The sequence below is a fragment of the Bradyrhizobium canariense genome, from assembly GCF_018130465.1.
In the GTDB taxonomy this organism is placed as follows: Bacteria; Pseudomonadota; Alphaproteobacteria; order Rhizobiales; family Xanthobacteraceae; genus Bradyrhizobium; species Bradyrhizobium canariense_C.
Map to the genome: position 1 here is coordinate 159,017 of NZ_JAFCKJ010000001.1, position 14,948 is coordinate 173,964.

Below are 14,948 nucleotides of genomic sequence, written 5' to 3' on the forward strand. Positions count from 1 at the left end.
CGCTCGCCCTGTCTTTTATCTGTCGGAGCCTGACCTTTGGGACAGCAAAAGGCGTTGGCTCACCGTCCTCGCGATCGCCGCCGGGGCCTCCTCGGGGATCGCGAAGCAGGAGCTGGCGTTGATTTCGCACAGGACGTACGTGTCCGCGCCGGACGCATCTTTCGGACCGTACAGGAAGTCCGCGTCCCAGATGACCGGGAGCGAGCCTTCATCGATGTCCAGTGTCTTCATCATGCCCGGGGTCCAATCGTCCTCCATCACCCTTCGCAGCGTCTGGAACTGCGGAGCATCGGGTCCGTGCATGACGCGCGGTCCGGGCTGCGCCTCGGGCGAGTCTACACCTTCCGGCGGCGGCGGGATCAGGGCCTTGATCAGTTGGTGCCCGAAGCCCGCGACCTTCGAACCACTCATGTAGCAACGGATCATTCCGTCGGGCAGGCGAGGTTGAAAGGCCTGATCGATGATGCAGCCGCCCCAGCCGAAATAGGGCTCGCAGCGCGCGATGAAAGCATCGAGCGGCAAGTCCTCGGGCTGGCTCCCGCGCTTCGCATGGAGCACCCGAACCATGCCGTCCGCGTTCGAGAGAGCCTCGACCTTCCAGATGCCCTGACCGCCGTTGCCGCGATTTTGCTTCAGCACGCGCGGGCCGTGCGCAAGGAGGCGCGACGGGAATTCGGCGCGGAAGGATGCCGCGGTGTCGTAGCGATGCGTATCCGCGCCCCAGCCCAGGTGACGCGTGCGGAAGAGCACGTCCTTGACGCCCATCTTCAGGATGACGTCCGGATGCGCGCTCACCCACGGTCCTCGCGCCGCAATGTCGCGAAGCAGGGGATCGAGCTCAACACGCGTCTTGCCCTGGTGGATCGGATCGACCCAGACGAGCACGCCGCTGGTCGCGAGCAACTGCTCGCGGACCGCGTCGGCAAAGCCTTCGTCGTAGATCGCCGGCCGGGCTTCGATGCCGACGGCGGCAAGTGCCTCGAAAACGCGGACGAAGCGGCTGTTTTGCGCCGTCGCATCTCGCCGCGCGGCAGCGTCTCCGCGTGAGAGGATGGCGACGGTGTGTTGGTGAGAAGGGTGTCGTTCGGTATCCATGCGCAAGCTCCACGAATGGCGTGCTGCGCAGAGCTTGGACCGAGGCCTCACGGGGAGTCTGCTTTGTCCCCACGCAAAGGACACTAACGAGGCCGTCGGTGAGTTTCAAGACGGGTTCCATCCGAGCGGTGAACTCTTCGTGACGTTCGCCAGCGCCTTCGGTAGGGCGCCCGAGGCACACGCCGGTTGACAGCTCCCGCCCTCGGGTTTCTATTTGGGGTTCGGGGATGTGCGATCTCCCCGCGAGGCGACATGCCCAAGCATCGCGTCCTGATCACCAAGGGCGCAGCATGTCATCATACATCCCCGATTTCATCCGTCACACTGGCTCGACTTTTCGGCACGGCGTCCGCGCCGGCCGCATCGCCGTGCGCATCGATGCCCGGACCCTCTTGCGCCTTGTGGGCATCCCGTAGGGGGAAGATCGCGAAAGAGATTTCACCTGGGGCAGGACAAGACCAGGAGAAACGATCATGCGAACACGACCAATCTTCCGCAGCGTTCTGTTGCTCGCGATCGCGGGCGGGCTGTCGAGCGCGCACGCCCTGACGCAGGAGGAACTCGTCGCCAGGATCCAGGCGGCCGGCTACGCGCAAGTCAGCGACATCAAGTCGACGGCCGAAGGCATCACCGCCAAGGCGGTGAAGAACGGCAAGGCCGTGACGCTGGTCGTCGACAGCAGCGGTCAGGTCAAAGAGCGAAACTGAAGGTGAGGAGTAGCGCGATGAAAAAAATCATCTGGGCAATGGCCGGCATTGGCGTCTGCTTTCTGGCATTTCGCTTTGGCTCCTTCATCCCGGCATATGCCCAAAATGCTGACTGGCAGAAGGTTGACGAGACCCTGGGCCGCAAGCCTGCGGTCTCGGACGACGTCCGCCGATACGGCTTTCCCCGCGGCGATCTCTCCGTGACTTTGGACGGGGTTTCGATCAAACCGGCGCTGGCGCTGGGCGGCTGGGTCGCATTCAAGCCTGCGCATGGCGGCGCAATGGTCATGGGCGACCTTGTGCTGCTCGAAACCGAGATCAATCCCGTGATGGCGAAGATGATCGCGAGCGGGCTCGAGATCACCGCCGTGCACAATCACCTGCTGCGTGCGAGCCCGGCAACGTTCTACATGCACGTCGCCGGCCATGGCGACCCGGTCAAGTTGGCCGCGGCGATCCATGATGCCCTGGCCGAAAGCAAGACCCCGCTGACGGTCACGGCGCCGGCGGACCCGCCGCCCGCCATCGACCTCGACACCGCGAAGCTCGATCAGATCATCGGCGTCAAGGGGCAGGCGAATGGCGGCGTCTACCAGTTCAACGTGAAGCGTCGCGACCCCATCACGGAAGACGGCATGTTGTTGACCCCCGTCGCCGCGATGGGCGTCGCGATCGCCATCAATTTCCAGCCGACGGGCGCGGGTAAGGCCGCCATCACGGGCGACTTCGTGCTGACCAGCGACGAGGTGAACCCGGTCATCCTGGCGCTTCGGACGCACGGCATCGAGGTGACCGCTCTGCACAGCCACATGCTGGACGAACAGCCGCGGCTCTTCTTCATGCATTTCTGGGCCAACGACGATGCCGTCAAGCTTGCCGAGGGCCTGCGCGCGGCGCTCGACAAGACGGCGAGCACGAAGAGCTGATGCATGGATAAGCTCATGGACAAGCTCATGGACAAGCTCATGGGCAAGCTCATGGGCAAGCTCATGGGCAAGCTTGCGCTGGTATCGATGCTGGCTTTGTTGGTGGGAGGAAATGCCATGGCCGAGACCCTGAATTTCGACAACGCTGCTACTGGAACTTCGCCCGACGGGTGGACTTTGACGATGACCGGCAAGGGAGAACCGAACTGGACCGTGGAGGCCGAGTCCACGGCGCCAAGCAAGCCGAACGTTCTCAAGCAATCCGGACGGGCGACGTTTCCCCTCGCCATCAAGCGCGATACCGCCATCCGCGACGGTTTCGTCGAGGTGAAATTCAAGGCCGTCGCCGGCTCCGAGGATCGCGCCGCGGGAGTCATTTGGCGCGCGAAGGATGCCGATAATTATTACGTGGTCCGCGCTAACGCGCTGGAGGACAATGTCGTGCTGTACAAGACGGTCAAGGGCGTTCGAACGTCGCTGGAGATCGTGGGTCGCAGAGGCGGCTATGGCGTCAGCGCGCCGGTGTCGTCCGGGCAATGGCACATGCTGCGCTGCGACTTCGCAGGAAGCCGGTTCAAGGTGACCTATGACGGAAAGCAATTGTTCGACGTGGAGGACGCCACCATTCCGGACGCTGGCATGATCGGCCTGTGGACCAAGGCAGATAGCGTGACCCTGTTCGACGATCTGACATATGGTGAGATCAACTAGATGCCTGGTCGCCTTTGCCGGAGTTTGTCATGACTGTTCGATGCCTGTCGGTCGCGACGGCCCTGCTGATTGCGTCGATCTGTCCACTCCGGGCGGAAGAAGGTTTGGTCGCCTACAAATCACTCAGTCCGGAGCTGGCGCTCGATCTTGCGCGCGCTGCGTTGGCTAGCTGCCGCACCCGTGGGTACCAGGTTGCAGTCGCTGTCGTCGATCGCTTCGGCGTTACGCAGGTGATGCTGCGCGACCGCTTTGCAGGCCCCCACACGCTCTCAACGGCAACCGGCAAGGCGTGGACCGCCGCCTCGTTCAAGTCCAGCACGACCGAGCTGAATGCGATCAGCCAGCCGGGCATGATGCAGTCGGGCATTCGCAACCTTCCCGGAGCGGTCGTCATAGCCGGAGGACTCATCGTCGAAGCAGGCGGCTCCCTGGTCGGAGCGGTCGGTGTATCAGGCGCGCCGGGCGGTGACGCGGACGAAGCGTGCGCGAGAGCCGGAATTGACGCCGTACGCGACAAGCTGGACTTCTGAGGCGTTGTCGCGAGCTTGGCGGCCGTCTGATCCGCAGAGACAAGCAGACGCGCCGCCTTCGCACGCGCAGGCGTGGGGCGCTCACCGACAGGAATCAACAATATCCGATTTGTCGCGCCAACCCGAGAAGTAACACCGTCGAGCTTCCCCCACGATTGTTCTCGATAAACCGATGTCCGCGAGAAGCCGGTCGTCCAATTCGAGAAGCTCGTCGTATTGGCGGCGCCGTGTGATGCCGTCCAGCAGCGCGAGCGGCAGTTTCCAGAACCAACGAGGGTTTGGAGAAGGGACGAAGACTGCGCTGGATGTACTGATTGAGCCAGTGGTGCTGTCGCAAGACATGTTTCACCTCCGTAATGGAGCGAAACAACGCTTGGCTCGAAAGCTGGTCGGGCGGTTGTGTTTGACCCGATGGCTGTTGCTATCATGCTCGTCTTTGCCGCACAAGCGATCCTGGTAATGTCCTGATCGCGACCTGAGACCAGATTCGCTGCTGCTTCCGGTGCTTACGCCAAAATCAGGGCGTGCCGTGACTGCGCGATTGGCGTGTTGAAAGTCGTACCGGCGTAAGAAATACATTCGGGCCGCTCCGCTTGCGCCCTGATTTGTCCGCGGACTTTTGGCGAGCCGGTGCCGCTGACGCTGACGCTGACGCTGGCCGGCCCGCCCGCCGTCCGCTTGGGGCCGGACCGGGCCGCCGTCCGGTCTCGGTCACGAACCCTTGACCAAGATCAATGACTGTTTTCGATGCTCGGATATGATACTGAGGCCGTGCTCCGGCCCGAAAGCTAGATTAACAGTGATGCAGTTCGTCCGTACCATCCTGGCATTCGCCATCGCCATATCCTTGGCGATGCTGCCGGTTGGCGCGTCCGCGGCGAACCTCGCCATGTCGTCGGACGACATGGCGACGACCATGCACGTGAGCGGCGACGCGGACATGTCGATGGACGATTGTTGTCCCGACATGAAGGGAGCGGGCTCCCACACTGGCGGCTACAAGTGCGGGATGGGCTTCTGCTGCGTTGGCGGGATCATCGCGCTCGGTGATGTCAGGCCCGTCGCTTTTGAATATCTCGCCGTGGCGGCCAGCGAGATGATCATTCCAGCCGATCAGGTTGTCTCCTCCCGCGGCGCCAGTCCTCCTTTCCGACCACCTCGAATCTGATCTTCGCAAAGCCCGAGACGCGAGCGGCATGCCTGCTCGCGACGACTGACGTGCGCGCTCCTTGCGCCACGGCGAAGGATCAATTCATGAGGACAGGACAATGCTTTCCAGATTCAGCACCGCGGCTCTCGCCGCCACCCTTTCGCTTGCCGCTTCCGCCGCGATGGCCGGCGCCGGTGACTACGCCTTCGACCCCGTCAATCCGCAGTTGAAGAAGGGCGAAGACGTCACGCTCGCAGTTCGCTTGACGAACAAGCAGACTGGCAAGCCCGTGCCTGACGCGGTCGTCTTCAAGACCCGCGTCGACATGGCCCCAGACGGGATGGCCGAGATGGAGTCGGCGGTCGCACCGCTGCCCTCCAGGGAGCCGGGTGTGTACGCCTTCAAAACGGACTTGCCGATGGCCGGCCGCTACCAGATGACGCTATCGGCGAAGGTGCAGGGCGAACCTGAGACCGTCACCGGCAAGGTGATCGTCACGGCGACGAAGTGAGCGTTCGGGCGCTGCCCGGCAGCGCCCGACATTCCTCTTTCTCATTCACATGAATGCGCACTCCTGGGCGCGCGGATACATGACATGAAAACGCTGCGTCTCCTGACGGCTCTTGCTCTGGGCGGCGGCCTGGCCCTGCCCGGCTACTGGTATCTGAACCGTGCGCGCTGGCTTCCTGATACCGACATCACATCGGTTGCGATGGCCGCGCAGCCAACTCCGCTCTATTACCGCGATCCGGGCGGCGCGCCGTTTTGGTCTGCGGGTCCGAAGAAGGACGAGCGCGGGCGGGACTACCTGCCGGTCTATGACGACGATCAGGCGGTCCGGGCCGGACCGAAGCCGCAGCAGGCGGCGTCCTCGCGGAAGATCCTCTACTACCGCAACCCCATGGGGTTGCCCGACACCTCGCCGCTGCCGAAGAAGGATCCGATGGGGATGGATTATGTCCCCGTTTACGAAGGCGACGACACCGACGACGGGACGGTGAAGCTGTCGCCCGGCAAGATCCAGCGCACGGGCGTGAAGTCCGAGCCGGTCGAGCGCCGCTCGATCCGGATCTCGGTCAAGGCGCCCGGCACGATCCAGCTCGATGAACGCCGCGTGTCGGTGATTGCGATGCGCGCCGAAAGCTTCGTGCAAAAGGTCGCCGACGTGACCACCGGCACGCGCGTCAAGGCCGGCCAGCCGCTGATGGAAATCTACAGCTCGGCGGTCGCTTCCGCGGCGGCAGAATATCTCGCGACGATCAGCTCAAAAACGGTCGGCGGCGTCGAGATCTACGGCCGCGGTTCGCGACAGCGCCTGATCAATCTCGACGTGCCGGAGCCGGTCATCGCGGAGATGGAGAAGACGCGGACCGCGCTCGTCACCATACGTTGGTCGGCGCCGCGCGACGGTGTCGTGCTCGAACGCAACGCGATCGAAGGCATGCGCGCCAATCCCGGCGATGTGCTGTTCCGCATCGCGGACACCTCGGTCGTCTGGGCTCTGGCCGACGTGGCCGAGCGTGACCTCGGGAACATCGCAGTCGGCCAATCCGTCGCAGTGCGTGCGCGCAGCTTCCCCGGCCGAATTTTCGCGGGACAGATCGCCGTCGTCTATCCGCAGGTGAACCGCGATACCCGAACCGTTCGTGTCCGGATCGAACTCGCCAATCCGGACGCGATATTGTTGCCCGACATGTACGTCGACGCGGACATCGACACGGCCGATTCCGCGCCGGTCCTGGTGGTGCCCGACAGCTCCGTGCTCGACACCGGCAGCCGGCAGGCCGTCCTCGTCGATAAGGGAGAAGGGCGCTTCGAACCGAGGGAGGTGAAGCTCGGGCGTCGCGGCGGCGGCTATATCGAGGTGCGGGACGGACTTACGGACGGTGAGGCCGTGGTCACCTCCGCCAACTTCCTGATCGATGCGGAAAGCAACCTGAAGGCGGCGCTGAAGGGTTTTGGCGAGGCGGCGTCCCGAGCCACCGACGCCGGCCCTGGCCATGCAACGGGAGATCACAGATGATCGCCCGCGTCATCGCCTGGTCGGCGCGCAATCTGCTGCTCGTGCTGTTCGGCACCGGCTTCGCTGCTGCCGCCGGCCTCTATGCCCTGGTTCATCTCCCGCTCGATGCGATCCCGGACCTCTCGGACACCCAGGTCATCGTTTACACCGAGTATTCAGGCCAGGCGCCGCAGGTGATCGAGGATCAGGTCACCTATCCGCTGACGACGGCGATGCTCACGGTGCCGAAATCGAGAGTCGTGCGCGGCTTCTCGTTCTTCGGCGTCTCGTTCGTCTACGTGATCTTCGAGGACGGCACCGACATCTACTGGGCGCGTTCGCGCGTCATGGAATTCCTCAACAGCGCCTCGTCCAGGCTTCCTGCCGGTGTCACCCCGACCATCGGGCCCGACGCGACGGGCGTCGGCTGGGTCTACCAATACGCCGTCATATCGAAGGAATTGAACCTGGCGGACACGCGCACGATCCAGGACTGGAATTTGAAGTTCGCGCTGGCTAAGGCCGATGGCGTCGCCGAGGTCGCCAGCATCGGCGGTTTCGTCAAGCAGTACAACGTGGTCCTCGATCCGCAGCGGATGCGGGACCGCGGCATCAGCATGCAAAAAATACGTGAGGCGATCCGCGCCAGCAACGCCGATGTCGGCGGGCGCACCGTCGAGCTCTCCGAGTTCGAATACGTCATCCGCGGCAGGGGCTACATCAAGAGCATCAACGATCTCGGCAACATCGTGCTGAAGACGAGCAACGGCACGCCGGTGTTGCTGCGGGACGTCGCCAACGTCGAGCTCGGACCGGACGAGCGGCGAGGCATCGCCGAATTGAACGGCGAGGGCGAGGTCGCAAGCGGCATCGTGCTGCAGCGGTTCGGCGTCAACGCCCTCGACGTCATCGAAAACGTCAAGAAGCGCTTCAGGGAGGTTGCGAGCAGCCTGCCGAAATCGGTCGAGATCGTGCCGGTCTACGACCGGTCGAGCCTGATCTATGCGGCCATCGATACCCTCAAGCACACCCTGTTCGAGGAGAGTATCGTCGTCGGGCTCGTCTGCATCGTGTTCCTTCTGCATGTCCGCAGCGCACTCGTCGCGATCCTGATGTTGCCGGTCGGCGTGCTGATGGCGTTCGGTGCCATGAAGCTGCTCGGGCTGGGATCGAACATCATGAGCCTCGGCGGTATCGCGATTGCGATCGGCGCCATGGTGGACGCCGCCATCGTCATGATCGAGAACGCACACAAGCACCTCGAACGGGCGAGGCCCCATCAGTCCCGCGTGCAGATTCTGATCGACGCAGCATCCGAGGTCGGCCCCGCGCTCTTCTTCAGCCTGCTGATCATCACCGTGTCGTTCATGCCGATCTTCACCCTGGAATCGCAGGAGGGCCGATTGTTCAGCCCGCTGGCGTTCACGAAAACCTTCTCCATGGCCGCCGCGGCCTTGCTGTCCGTCACCCTGGTGCCGGCGCTGATGGTGATCTTCGTCCGCGGCAGGATTGTCCCGGAGAGCAGGAACGTCATCAATCGCTTCCTGATCTGGGTCTATCGTCCAGTGATCAAGGGGGTTCTGCGCGCCAAGACGCTGGTGATCCTGGCTTCGCTCGTCGTGCTTGCGGTGACAATCTGGCCGGCGCGCCAGCTCGGCACGGAGTTCATGCCGGCGCTGAATGAGGGAACGCTGCTCTACATGCCGACGACGCTGCCCGGCATTTCGGTCACCAAGGCAGCCGAGCTGATGCAGATGCAGGACCGTATCATCAAATCGTTCCCCGAGGTCGCTTCGGTCTACGGCAAGGCGGGACGAGCCGCCACCGCGACCGATCCCGCACCGACGGAGATGTTTGAAACAATCGTCAACCTGAAGCCGAAGGAGCAGTGGCGTTCGGGCGTTACGGTCGACGGACTTGTCGCCGAGATGGACAAGGCGTTGCAATTTCCGGGCGTCTCCAACGCCTGGACCATGCCGATCAAGGCGCGCATCGATATGCTCTCCACCGGCATCCGCACGCCGGTCGGCGTCAAGGTCATGGGCACCGACCTCGTCGAGATCGACCGGCTCGCGAAGCAGATCGAGCGCGTCATCAAGACCGTGCCCGGCACGTCGTCGGCCTACGCCGAGCGCGGCATCGGCGGCTATTATCTCGATATCGTTCCGGACCGCGAGGCGCTCGCCCGTTACGGCATCCTGATTCAGGACGTTCAGGACACCATCGCGGCGGCGCTCGGCGGTCAGACGGTCACGACGACCGTGGAAGGCCGGCAGCGCTTCAGCGTGAACATGCGCTATCCGCGCGACCTTCGCGACAACCCCAAGGCCATTGCCAGCGACATCCTGGTGCCGATGCCTTCGGGCGGCGCCGTGCCGCTCGGCGAAGTGGCGAAGGTCGAAGCCGCGCGCGGGCCGACGTCGATCCGAACGGAGAACGGCCAGCTCGCGACCTACATCTACGTCGACATCCGGGATCGCGACATCGGGAGCTATGTCGCCGATGCGCGGCGCGCCGTCACCGAAAGCATACAGTTTCCGGCCGGCTACTACGTGATCTGGAGCGGCCAATACGAATATCTGCAGCGCGCGGCCGCCCGCCTGAAGATCGTCGTTCCGGTGACGCTCGCGATCATCTTCCTGCTGCTGTACCTGAACTTCCGGGCGATGACCGAGACCCTCATCGTGATGCTGTCACTGCCGTTCGCGCTGGTCGGCGGCATCTGGATGATGTGGTGGCTCGGCTTCAATCTTTCCGTTGCCGTCGCGGTCGGCTTCATCGCTCTCGCCGGCGTTGCCGCCGAGACGGGCGTCGTGATGCTGATCTACCTCGATCACGCGCTGGTCGAGACGAAAGCCAGGTGCAGCGCTGACGGCAGGGCCTTTACGCGGCGGGAACTCCACGATGCCATCATGGTGGGGGCGGTTGAGCGCGTGCGGCCCAAGATGATGACGGTGGTCGCGATCATGGCCGGTCTGCTGCCGATCATGTGGAGCACCGGGGCCGGGTCGGAGATCATGCAACGCATTGCGGTGCCTATGATCGGCGGCATGATTTCATCGACACTGCTGACGCTCGTCGTGATCCCCGCGATTTTCGGCTTGGTGAAGGGGCGGGGGCTTCCGCCGGGCGAACGATTGGCTCCTGCCGATGAACGAACCATGCGCGCTCCGCAAGCCGCCGAATAGGCTGGGCAGCGAAGGTCGTCGTTCTCGGCAACCTCTCCGCCAACAAAAAACCCGCGGCGGATTGCTCCGCGCGGGTGAACTTTCGATGCTGGCATTCTGCCAGTGTTTTGCCCGACGAGTCAAAGCTGAACAGCGCGACGGCAGGGATGTATCGGTCCGGCAAACGCCTATTTGCTGCGACCAAAATGGCTAATGATTTCAACGCCTCCGCTACTGTGCATGGGGTTGTTTTTCAGGTTTTTATCTTACGGCCCGCCGAAGCGCCGCTTCAGCGCCGTCCGCGCGGCGCTTCGGCCTTGGCGGGCGGCTCGGTCTGCGGTCCGCAGCTCGCGGCCGCGAGCGAGCCTTGCGCCTGCGGCATCAGGCCGGGCTCGGGGGCGAGCGCCTTCATCACGATCAGGCCGGTCGTGCTCGGGGAGTCGATGATCAGGCGGTCGGCGGCGGTGATCTCTTCGTCCTCGGGCAACTCGTTGTGCTGCGGCTCGGTCATCAGGTCGAGCTCGATCACCTTCTTGCCGGCCGAGCGGTCGTTGATGGCGTAATAGGCGATCTCGTTGCGGGTGTAGAACGACACCGAGGTGTAGGCCTGGCTGACGGGCACCGTCAGCTTGATCGGTCCGTTCGATAGATCGTAGCGGCAGATCGCGAGCGCAAAGGCCGGGTCCATGAACGGCATCGGCGAGGTGTTGGGATCGGCGAGCGGAAGCTGCGTGACGCCGTTGAGCTTGGTCATCGGCGTCAGCCGCGAATAGGCGTCCTGGGTCGCGATCCGCGGCAGCGCCAGCACGCTGACGAGATGGACCACGAGGCCCAGCACCACGCCGGCAACGATGGTGAACAACAGCCGGATCATGAGCAGCCAGCCGTCGTGATCGTGGGCATCGGCGCATCGCGCTGGGTACGCGTGGCAACGCCGACCGGGGTGTCGTAGAGCCGCAGCATCAGCGCGTAGCGCTCGATGCCGCCGGTCGGCAGCCAGTTGCCGGCGCGCGAGCGCGAGGCGATGCGGATCTCGAACGAGCCGTCGGACTGCCGCACGATCTCCTGGCTGGTGAAGCCGTAGCGCTGCAGCGAATTGGGAACGAGATGACCCTTGCGGTCGTAGAGCGTCAGCGTCCAGAACCGCGCCGGCGGCGTCACCCCGGAGACCACGACGTCGCAGCGGCCGTCCAGCACCTTCTTCTTGTCGTCGGCGGTTGCGGTGAAGGCGACGCCGTCGCCGGTGCCGATCGGCAGTTCGCCGTTGCGCACGATGGTGGCGCGCGAATAGGGATCGACGTCGGCGGTGCCGGTGCGCGGACGCGCGGTCCAGGGGCCGATGGTCAGCGCGCCGATCTCGGTGCCGCGCGTCGTCGTCATCCAGGTCGCGCCGACGCCGACCACGGTTGCGAGCAGAAGGGCCGTCAATGTGATCAGGATCAGCCGCACTTGTTTCGATCAGTTCTTGCGCGGGGCGGATGCGTTCGCATTCTCTTCCGCGTAGTTCTGCGGGAAGGCGAGCGCGCTCGTGGACGATGCCGGCTTGGCTTGCTTGGGGTCGGTGGCGGCCGATTTGGTCGCGGTCCTGGCCGCGTCATCCAGCAGCTTCTCGACGCGCACCAAAACGTCGGCGCCGCGCTTGGTCAATACCGGCGGCGGACCGGGCTTGGTCTCCAGCACCTTCGGCGCCGCATTGGCCTGCGCGTTGGCGATCCGCTCCGGCGGCAGCTTCTGGCCCATGCCGATGCCGGCGATTTCCCGGACCTCGACGCCCTGATGCGCCGCCACCATGATGTCGTGCCAAGTCTGCGCCGGCAACGAGCCGCCGGTCATGCGGTTGGTCGGTGAATAGTCGTCATTGCCGTACCAGACCGCGCAGGTGAAATTGCCGGTGTAGCCGACGAACCAGGCGTCGCGATAGGCATTGGTGGTGCCGGTCTTGCCCGCGGTCGGAATGCCGTCGAGGGCGGCGCGGCGCGCGGTGCCTTCGCTGACGACGTGGCTCATCATGCCGGCCATGTCGGAGGCGACGGAGGCGGGGATCGCCTGGCGCGGCTTCGGCCCGTCGCGGTCCCAGCGCCAGACCGGATCGCCTGCGCCGGTGCGCACTTCAAGCACGGAATGCGGCGTCACCGCCTTGCCGCGGTTGGGGAAGGTCGCATACGCCACCGCGTGTTCGAGCACGGTGACTTCGTCCGAGCCGATCGGCAGCGACGGCGTGTCAGGCAGCGGCGCCTTGAGGCCGAAGCGGCGGGCAACCTCGACGATCTTGGCGCGGCCGACCTTGGCCGGGTTCTGCGCTTTGGGCTCGTTCTTCTGGCCGATCGCGATCGACAGCTTGACGGGCACCACGTTGATCGAACGCGTGATCGCCTGCGTCAGCGTCACTGCGCCGGAATAGGAATGGCCATAGTTCTGCGGGCACCAATTGCCGATGCAGACCGGGCCGTCCACCACGATCGAATTCGGCGTGAAGCCGTTGAGGAGCGCGGTGGTGTAGACGTAAGGCTTGAACGACGAGCCCGGCTGGCGATAGGCGTCGGTGGCGCGGTTGAACTGGCTCGCGCCATAGTCGCGGCCGCCGACCATGGCGCGGATGCCGCCGTCGAGATCGGAGACCACGGTCGCGGCCTGCGTCGCGTGATAGTCGCGGCCGAACTGGCGCAGCTGGTTCTCGACCGCGTCTTCCGCGGCCTTCTGCACATTGGCGTCGATCGCGAGCCGGACCACGAAGACGCGCTCGGTATAGGATTTCGGGAAGGTGTCGACCAGCTTGCGCATCTCGTCGAAGGCGTAGTCGAGATAATAATTCGGCGACGCCTCGTAGCGGCGGTCGACCGCGAAGGCGGGATTGCGGCGGGCGCCGAACACCTGGCCCTCGGTCATGAAGCCGGCGTCGACGAGGTTGTCGAGCACGACGTTGGCGCGGGCGCGGGCGGCGGGCAGGTTGATGTGGGGCGCGTATTTGGTCGGCGCCTTGAACAGGCCGGCGAGCATCGCGGCCTCGGCGAGCGTCACGTCGCGTGCCGACTTGTTGAAGTAGAAATGCGCGGCGCCGTCGACGCCGAAGGTGCCGCCGCCCATATAGGCGCGGTCGAGATACAGCTTGAGGATCTCGTTCTTGGTCAGGCGCCATTCCAGCCAGACCGCGAGGAAGGCTTCGTTGACCTTGCGCTCGATGGTGCGCTCGTTGCTCAGGAACAGGTTCTTGGCGAGCTGCTGGGTGATCGAGGAGCCGCCCTGACGGACGCCGCCGGCCTGGGCGTTGGTGACGAGCGCGCGCGCGGTGCCGGCGATGTCGATGCCGAAATGCTCGTAGAAGCGGCGGTCCTCGGTCGCGAGCGTCGCCTTGATCAGCACGTCCGGAAAATCTTCCAGCGGGATCGAGTCGTTGTGCTTGATGCCGCGGCTGCCGATCGGGTTGCCGTAACGGTCGAGGAAGGTCACCGCGAGGTCGGACTTCTTCAGCCAGTCCTCGTCCGCGGTCTCGCGGAAGGCCGGGATGGCGAGGGTCAGCATCACAACCAGGCCGCCGAGGCCCAGCGTCGCAGCCTCCGACAGCGGCTCGATGAACACCCAGCGCTTCCACCGCCCGACATAGAAGCGGTCCATGAAGGTCGAGTAGCGCTCGTAGAGCTCGCGGATGCCCTTGGCCGAGGAGAACAGCGAGGAGTCGATGCGCGCATCGAGGTCCAGGAAGAAATTCCGGATCCGGGCCTTCCAATGCGGTGGTATGATCTGGCGCACCTAGAACCCTTGCGGCTTGGTTCGAAAGCGTTCAAGCACCCGGCCGGGGCGGCATCGAGACGTCTTGCGGGAGTGTTGCGGCAAACCCAAGGCGCCCGGCTAGCGACCGTGGGGACTTGCTGTTCCTTCTAGCCGAGCAGGGCCTATAAACCAATGGTCACGCTTGCGATTTTGAACAACAGGCCTAATTGACCCCGGTTCATTACGGGCCTCACGCGGGCGTTGCTTGCAGCCCCGCGGCCACACGCCCTAGATGGCACCGGCCGTAGCTCTTTCGAACTTTTGTTGAGGCGCATGACCGCAGCTCCCAAACGACCTTCAGGCCAGGAAGGATTCTTCTGGAAAACCAAGACGTTGGAAGAGATGTCGGGGCCCGAATGGGAGAGCCTGTGCGACGGCTGCGGCCGCTGCTGCCTGAACAAGCTCGAGGAAGAGGGCACCGGCGACATCTATTTCACCCATGTCGGCTGCAAGCTGCTCGATGGGGCGACCTGCGGCTGCAAGGACTATGCGAATCGTTCCGACAAGGTTCCGGATTGCGTCCGCCTGACCCCGGCCAATGTCCGCACCCTGAACTGGCTGCCGCCGAGCTGCGGCTACAAGCTGGTCGCGGAAGGGCGCGACCTCTATTGGTGGCATCCGCTGGTGTCAGGCGATCCCGACACCGTGCATGACGCCGGCGTCTCCGTACGCGGACGGGTCGAAGGCAGCGAGGTGGAGATTCCGGACGACGAGCTCGAGAACCACATCGTGCAGTGGCCGGCGCAGCTGCCGAAACGGGCCCGCCTGAAGCGACGTCCGAAGGACTGATCCGCCAGGGAATTCGGACAAGGGATTCGGGCAAGGGATTCGGATCACGTGTTCGGGATGGCCGTGGGGTGGGATGCTCCCATGCGCCGCGGTGCCTGCCTGA

At 64.4% G+C, this 14,948-nt stretch carries 14 protein-coding genes; 9 read left to right on the forward strand and 5 right to left on the reverse strand.

All coding sequences use genetic code 11. The features are described from left to right. Window positions 1-15: 15 nt before the first annotated feature. Window positions 16-1,095: a Cj0069 family protein gene (locus JQ591_RS00695; RefSeq protein ID WP_211394120.1), complete on the reverse strand. Its 1,080-nt coding sequence runs from the start codon at window positions 1,093-1,095 to the stop codon at window positions 16-18. A 473-nt stretch (window positions 1,096-1,568) separates the two neighbouring features. Here JQ591_RS00695 and JQ591_RS00700 point away from each other — a divergent pair, with 473 nt between their 5' ends. The 4 genes from JQ591_RS00700 to JQ591_RS00715 are packed head-to-tail and all read left to right on the forward strand — an operon-like array spanning window position 1,569 to window position 3,969. Beyond that, window positions 1,569-1,802, forward strand: coding sequence for a hypothetical protein (locus JQ591_RS00700; RefSeq protein WP_211394121.1), 234 nt, complete (start codon window positions 1,569-1,571; stop codon window positions 1,800-1,802). 17 nt (window positions 1,803-1,819) lie between these two features. Beyond that, window positions 1,820-2,728 carry a DUF1259 domain-containing protein gene (locus JQ591_RS00705; RefSeq protein WP_211394122.1) on the forward strand — a complete coding sequence of 303 codons (909 nt, stop codon included), beginning with the start codon at window positions 1,820-1,822 and terminating at the stop codon, window positions 2,726-2,728. A gap of 3 nt (window positions 2,729-2,731) precedes the next feature. After that, on the forward strand, window positions 2,732-3,439 hold the full coding sequence (locus tag JQ591_RS00710) for a hypothetical protein (RefSeq protein ID WP_249136327.1): 708 nt from the start codon (window positions 2,732-2,734) through the stop codon (window positions 3,437-3,439). A gap of 29 nt (window positions 3,440-3,468) precedes the next feature. Further along, window positions 3,469-3,969 (forward strand): GlcG/HbpS family heme-binding protein, encoded by a 501-nt coding sequence (locus JQ591_RS00715; RefSeq protein WP_211394123.1) that lies wholly within the window; start codon window positions 3,469-3,471, stop codon window positions 3,967-3,969. 81 nt (window positions 3,970-4,050) lie between these two features. Here JQ591_RS00715 and JQ591_RS35640 read toward each other — a convergent pair whose 3' ends face one another. Beyond that, window positions 4,051-4,311, reverse strand: a complete 261-nt coding sequence (locus JQ591_RS35640) for a DUF1127 domain-containing protein (RefSeq protein WP_211394124.1) — start codon at window positions 4,309-4,311, stop codon at window positions 4,051-4,053. Window positions 4,312-4,771: 460 nt separating this feature from the next. Here JQ591_RS35640 and JQ591_RS00725 point away from each other — a divergent pair, with 460 nt between their 5' ends. The 4 genes from JQ591_RS00725 to JQ591_RS00740 all read left to right on the forward strand — a co-directional run bounded on the left by JQ591_RS00725 (window position 4,772) and on the right by JQ591_RS00740 (window position 10,309). Next, on the forward strand, window positions 4,772-5,137 hold the full coding sequence (locus JQ591_RS00725; RefSeq protein ID WP_211394125.1) for a hypothetical protein: 366 nt from the start codon (window positions 4,772-4,774) through the stop codon (window positions 5,135-5,137). Window positions 5,138-5,237: 100 nt separating this feature from the next. Continuing rightward, on the forward strand, window positions 5,238-5,630 hold the full coding sequence (locus JQ591_RS00730; RefSeq protein WP_211394126.1) for a FixH family protein: 393 nt from the start codon (window positions 5,238-5,240) through the stop codon (window positions 5,628-5,630). An 84-nt stretch (window positions 5,631-5,714) separates the two neighbouring features. After that, the gene (locus JQ591_RS00735; protein ID WP_211394127.1) at window positions 5,715-7,142 is read left to right on the forward strand and encodes an efflux RND transporter periplasmic adaptor subunit; all 1,428 of its coding nucleotides are present in this window, start codon (window positions 5,715-5,717) and stop codon (window positions 7,140-7,142) included. Then, the gene (locus tag JQ591_RS00740; RefSeq protein ID WP_211394128.1) at window positions 7,139-10,309 is read left to right on the forward strand and encodes an efflux RND transporter permease subunit; all 3,171 of its coding nucleotides are present in this window, start codon (window positions 7,139-7,141) and stop codon (window positions 10,307-10,309) included. The genes JQ591_RS00735 and JQ591_RS00740 overlap by 4 nt, the downstream gene beginning before the upstream one ends. Window positions 10,310-10,577: 268 nt before the next feature. On the opposite strand, the gene JQ591_RS00745 is transcribed toward JQ591_RS00740, so the two are convergent. The 3 genes from JQ591_RS00745 to JQ591_RS00755 are packed head-to-tail and all read right to left on the reverse strand — an operon-like array spanning window position 10,578 to window position 14,035. After that, window positions 10,578-11,162 carry a DUF1254 domain-containing protein gene (locus JQ591_RS00745; protein ID WP_211394129.1) on the reverse strand — a complete coding sequence of 195 codons (585 nt, stop codon included), beginning with the start codon at window positions 11,160-11,162 and terminating at the stop codon, window positions 10,578-10,580. Further along, on the reverse strand, window positions 11,159-11,737 hold the full coding sequence (locus tag JQ591_RS00750; RefSeq protein ID WP_007593444.1) for a DUF1214 domain-containing protein: 579 nt from the start codon (window positions 11,735-11,737) through the stop codon (window positions 11,159-11,161). The genes JQ591_RS00745 and JQ591_RS00750 overlap by 4 nt, the downstream gene beginning before the upstream one ends. 9 nt (window positions 11,738-11,746) lie before the next feature. Then, window positions 11,747-14,035 (reverse strand): transglycosylase domain-containing protein, encoded by a 2,289-nt coding sequence (locus tag JQ591_RS00755; protein ID WP_211394130.1) that lies wholly within the window; start codon window positions 14,033-14,035, stop codon window positions 11,747-11,749. A 294-nt stretch (window positions 14,036-14,329) separates the two neighbouring features. Here JQ591_RS00755 and JQ591_RS00760 point away from each other — a divergent pair, with 294 nt between their 5' ends. After that, window positions 14,330-14,845, forward strand: a complete 516-nt coding sequence (locus tag JQ591_RS00760) for a YcgN family cysteine cluster protein (protein ID WP_211394131.1) — start codon at window positions 14,330-14,332, stop codon at window positions 14,843-14,845. Window positions 14,846-14,948: the final 103 nt, after the last annotated feature.

Coding starts and splice junctions, on each gene's coding strand:
- JQ591_RS00760 (WP_211394131.1), top strand. CDS start 14,330: ATGACCGCAGCTCCCAAACGACCTTCAGGCCAGGAAGGATTCTTCTGG.
- JQ591_RS35640 (WP_211394124.1), bottom strand. CDS start 4,311: ATGTCTTGCGACAGCACCACTGGCTCAATCAGTACATCCAGCGCAGTC.
- JQ591_RS00745 (WP_211394129.1), bottom strand. CDS start 11,162: ATGATCCGGCTGTTGTTCACCATCGTTGCCGGCGTGGTGCTGGGCCTC.
- JQ591_RS00735 (WP_211394127.1), top strand. CDS start 5,715: ATGAAAACGCTGCGTCTCCTGACGGCTCTTGCTCTGGGCGGCGGCCTG.
- JQ591_RS00730 (WP_211394126.1), top strand. CDS start 5,238: ATGCTTTCCAGATTCAGCACCGCGGCTCTCGCCGCCACCCTTTCGCTT.
- JQ591_RS00695 (WP_211394120.1), bottom strand. CDS start 1,095: ATGGATACCGAACGACACCCTTCTCACCAACACACCGTCGCCATCCTC.
- JQ591_RS00710 (WP_249136327.1), top strand. CDS start 2,732: ATGGATAAGCTCATGGACAAGCTCATGGACAAGCTCATGGGCAAGCTC.
- JQ591_RS00700 (WP_211394121.1), top strand. CDS start 1,569: ATGCGAACACGACCAATCTTCCGCAGCGTTCTGTTGCTCGCGATCGCG.
- JQ591_RS00740 (WP_211394128.1), top strand. CDS start 7,139: ATGATCGCCCGCGTCATCGCCTGGTCGGCGCGCAATCTGCTGCTCGTG.
- JQ591_RS00725 (WP_211394125.1), top strand. CDS start 4,772: ATGCAGTTCGTCCGTACCATCCTGGCATTCGCCATCGCCATATCCTTG.
- JQ591_RS00705 (WP_211394122.1), top strand. CDS start 1,820: ATGAAAAAAATCATCTGGGCAATGGCCGGCATTGGCGTCTGCTTTCTG.
- JQ591_RS00715 (WP_211394123.1), top strand. CDS start 3,469: ATGACTGTTCGATGCCTGTCGGTCGCGACGGCCCTGCTGATTGCGTCG.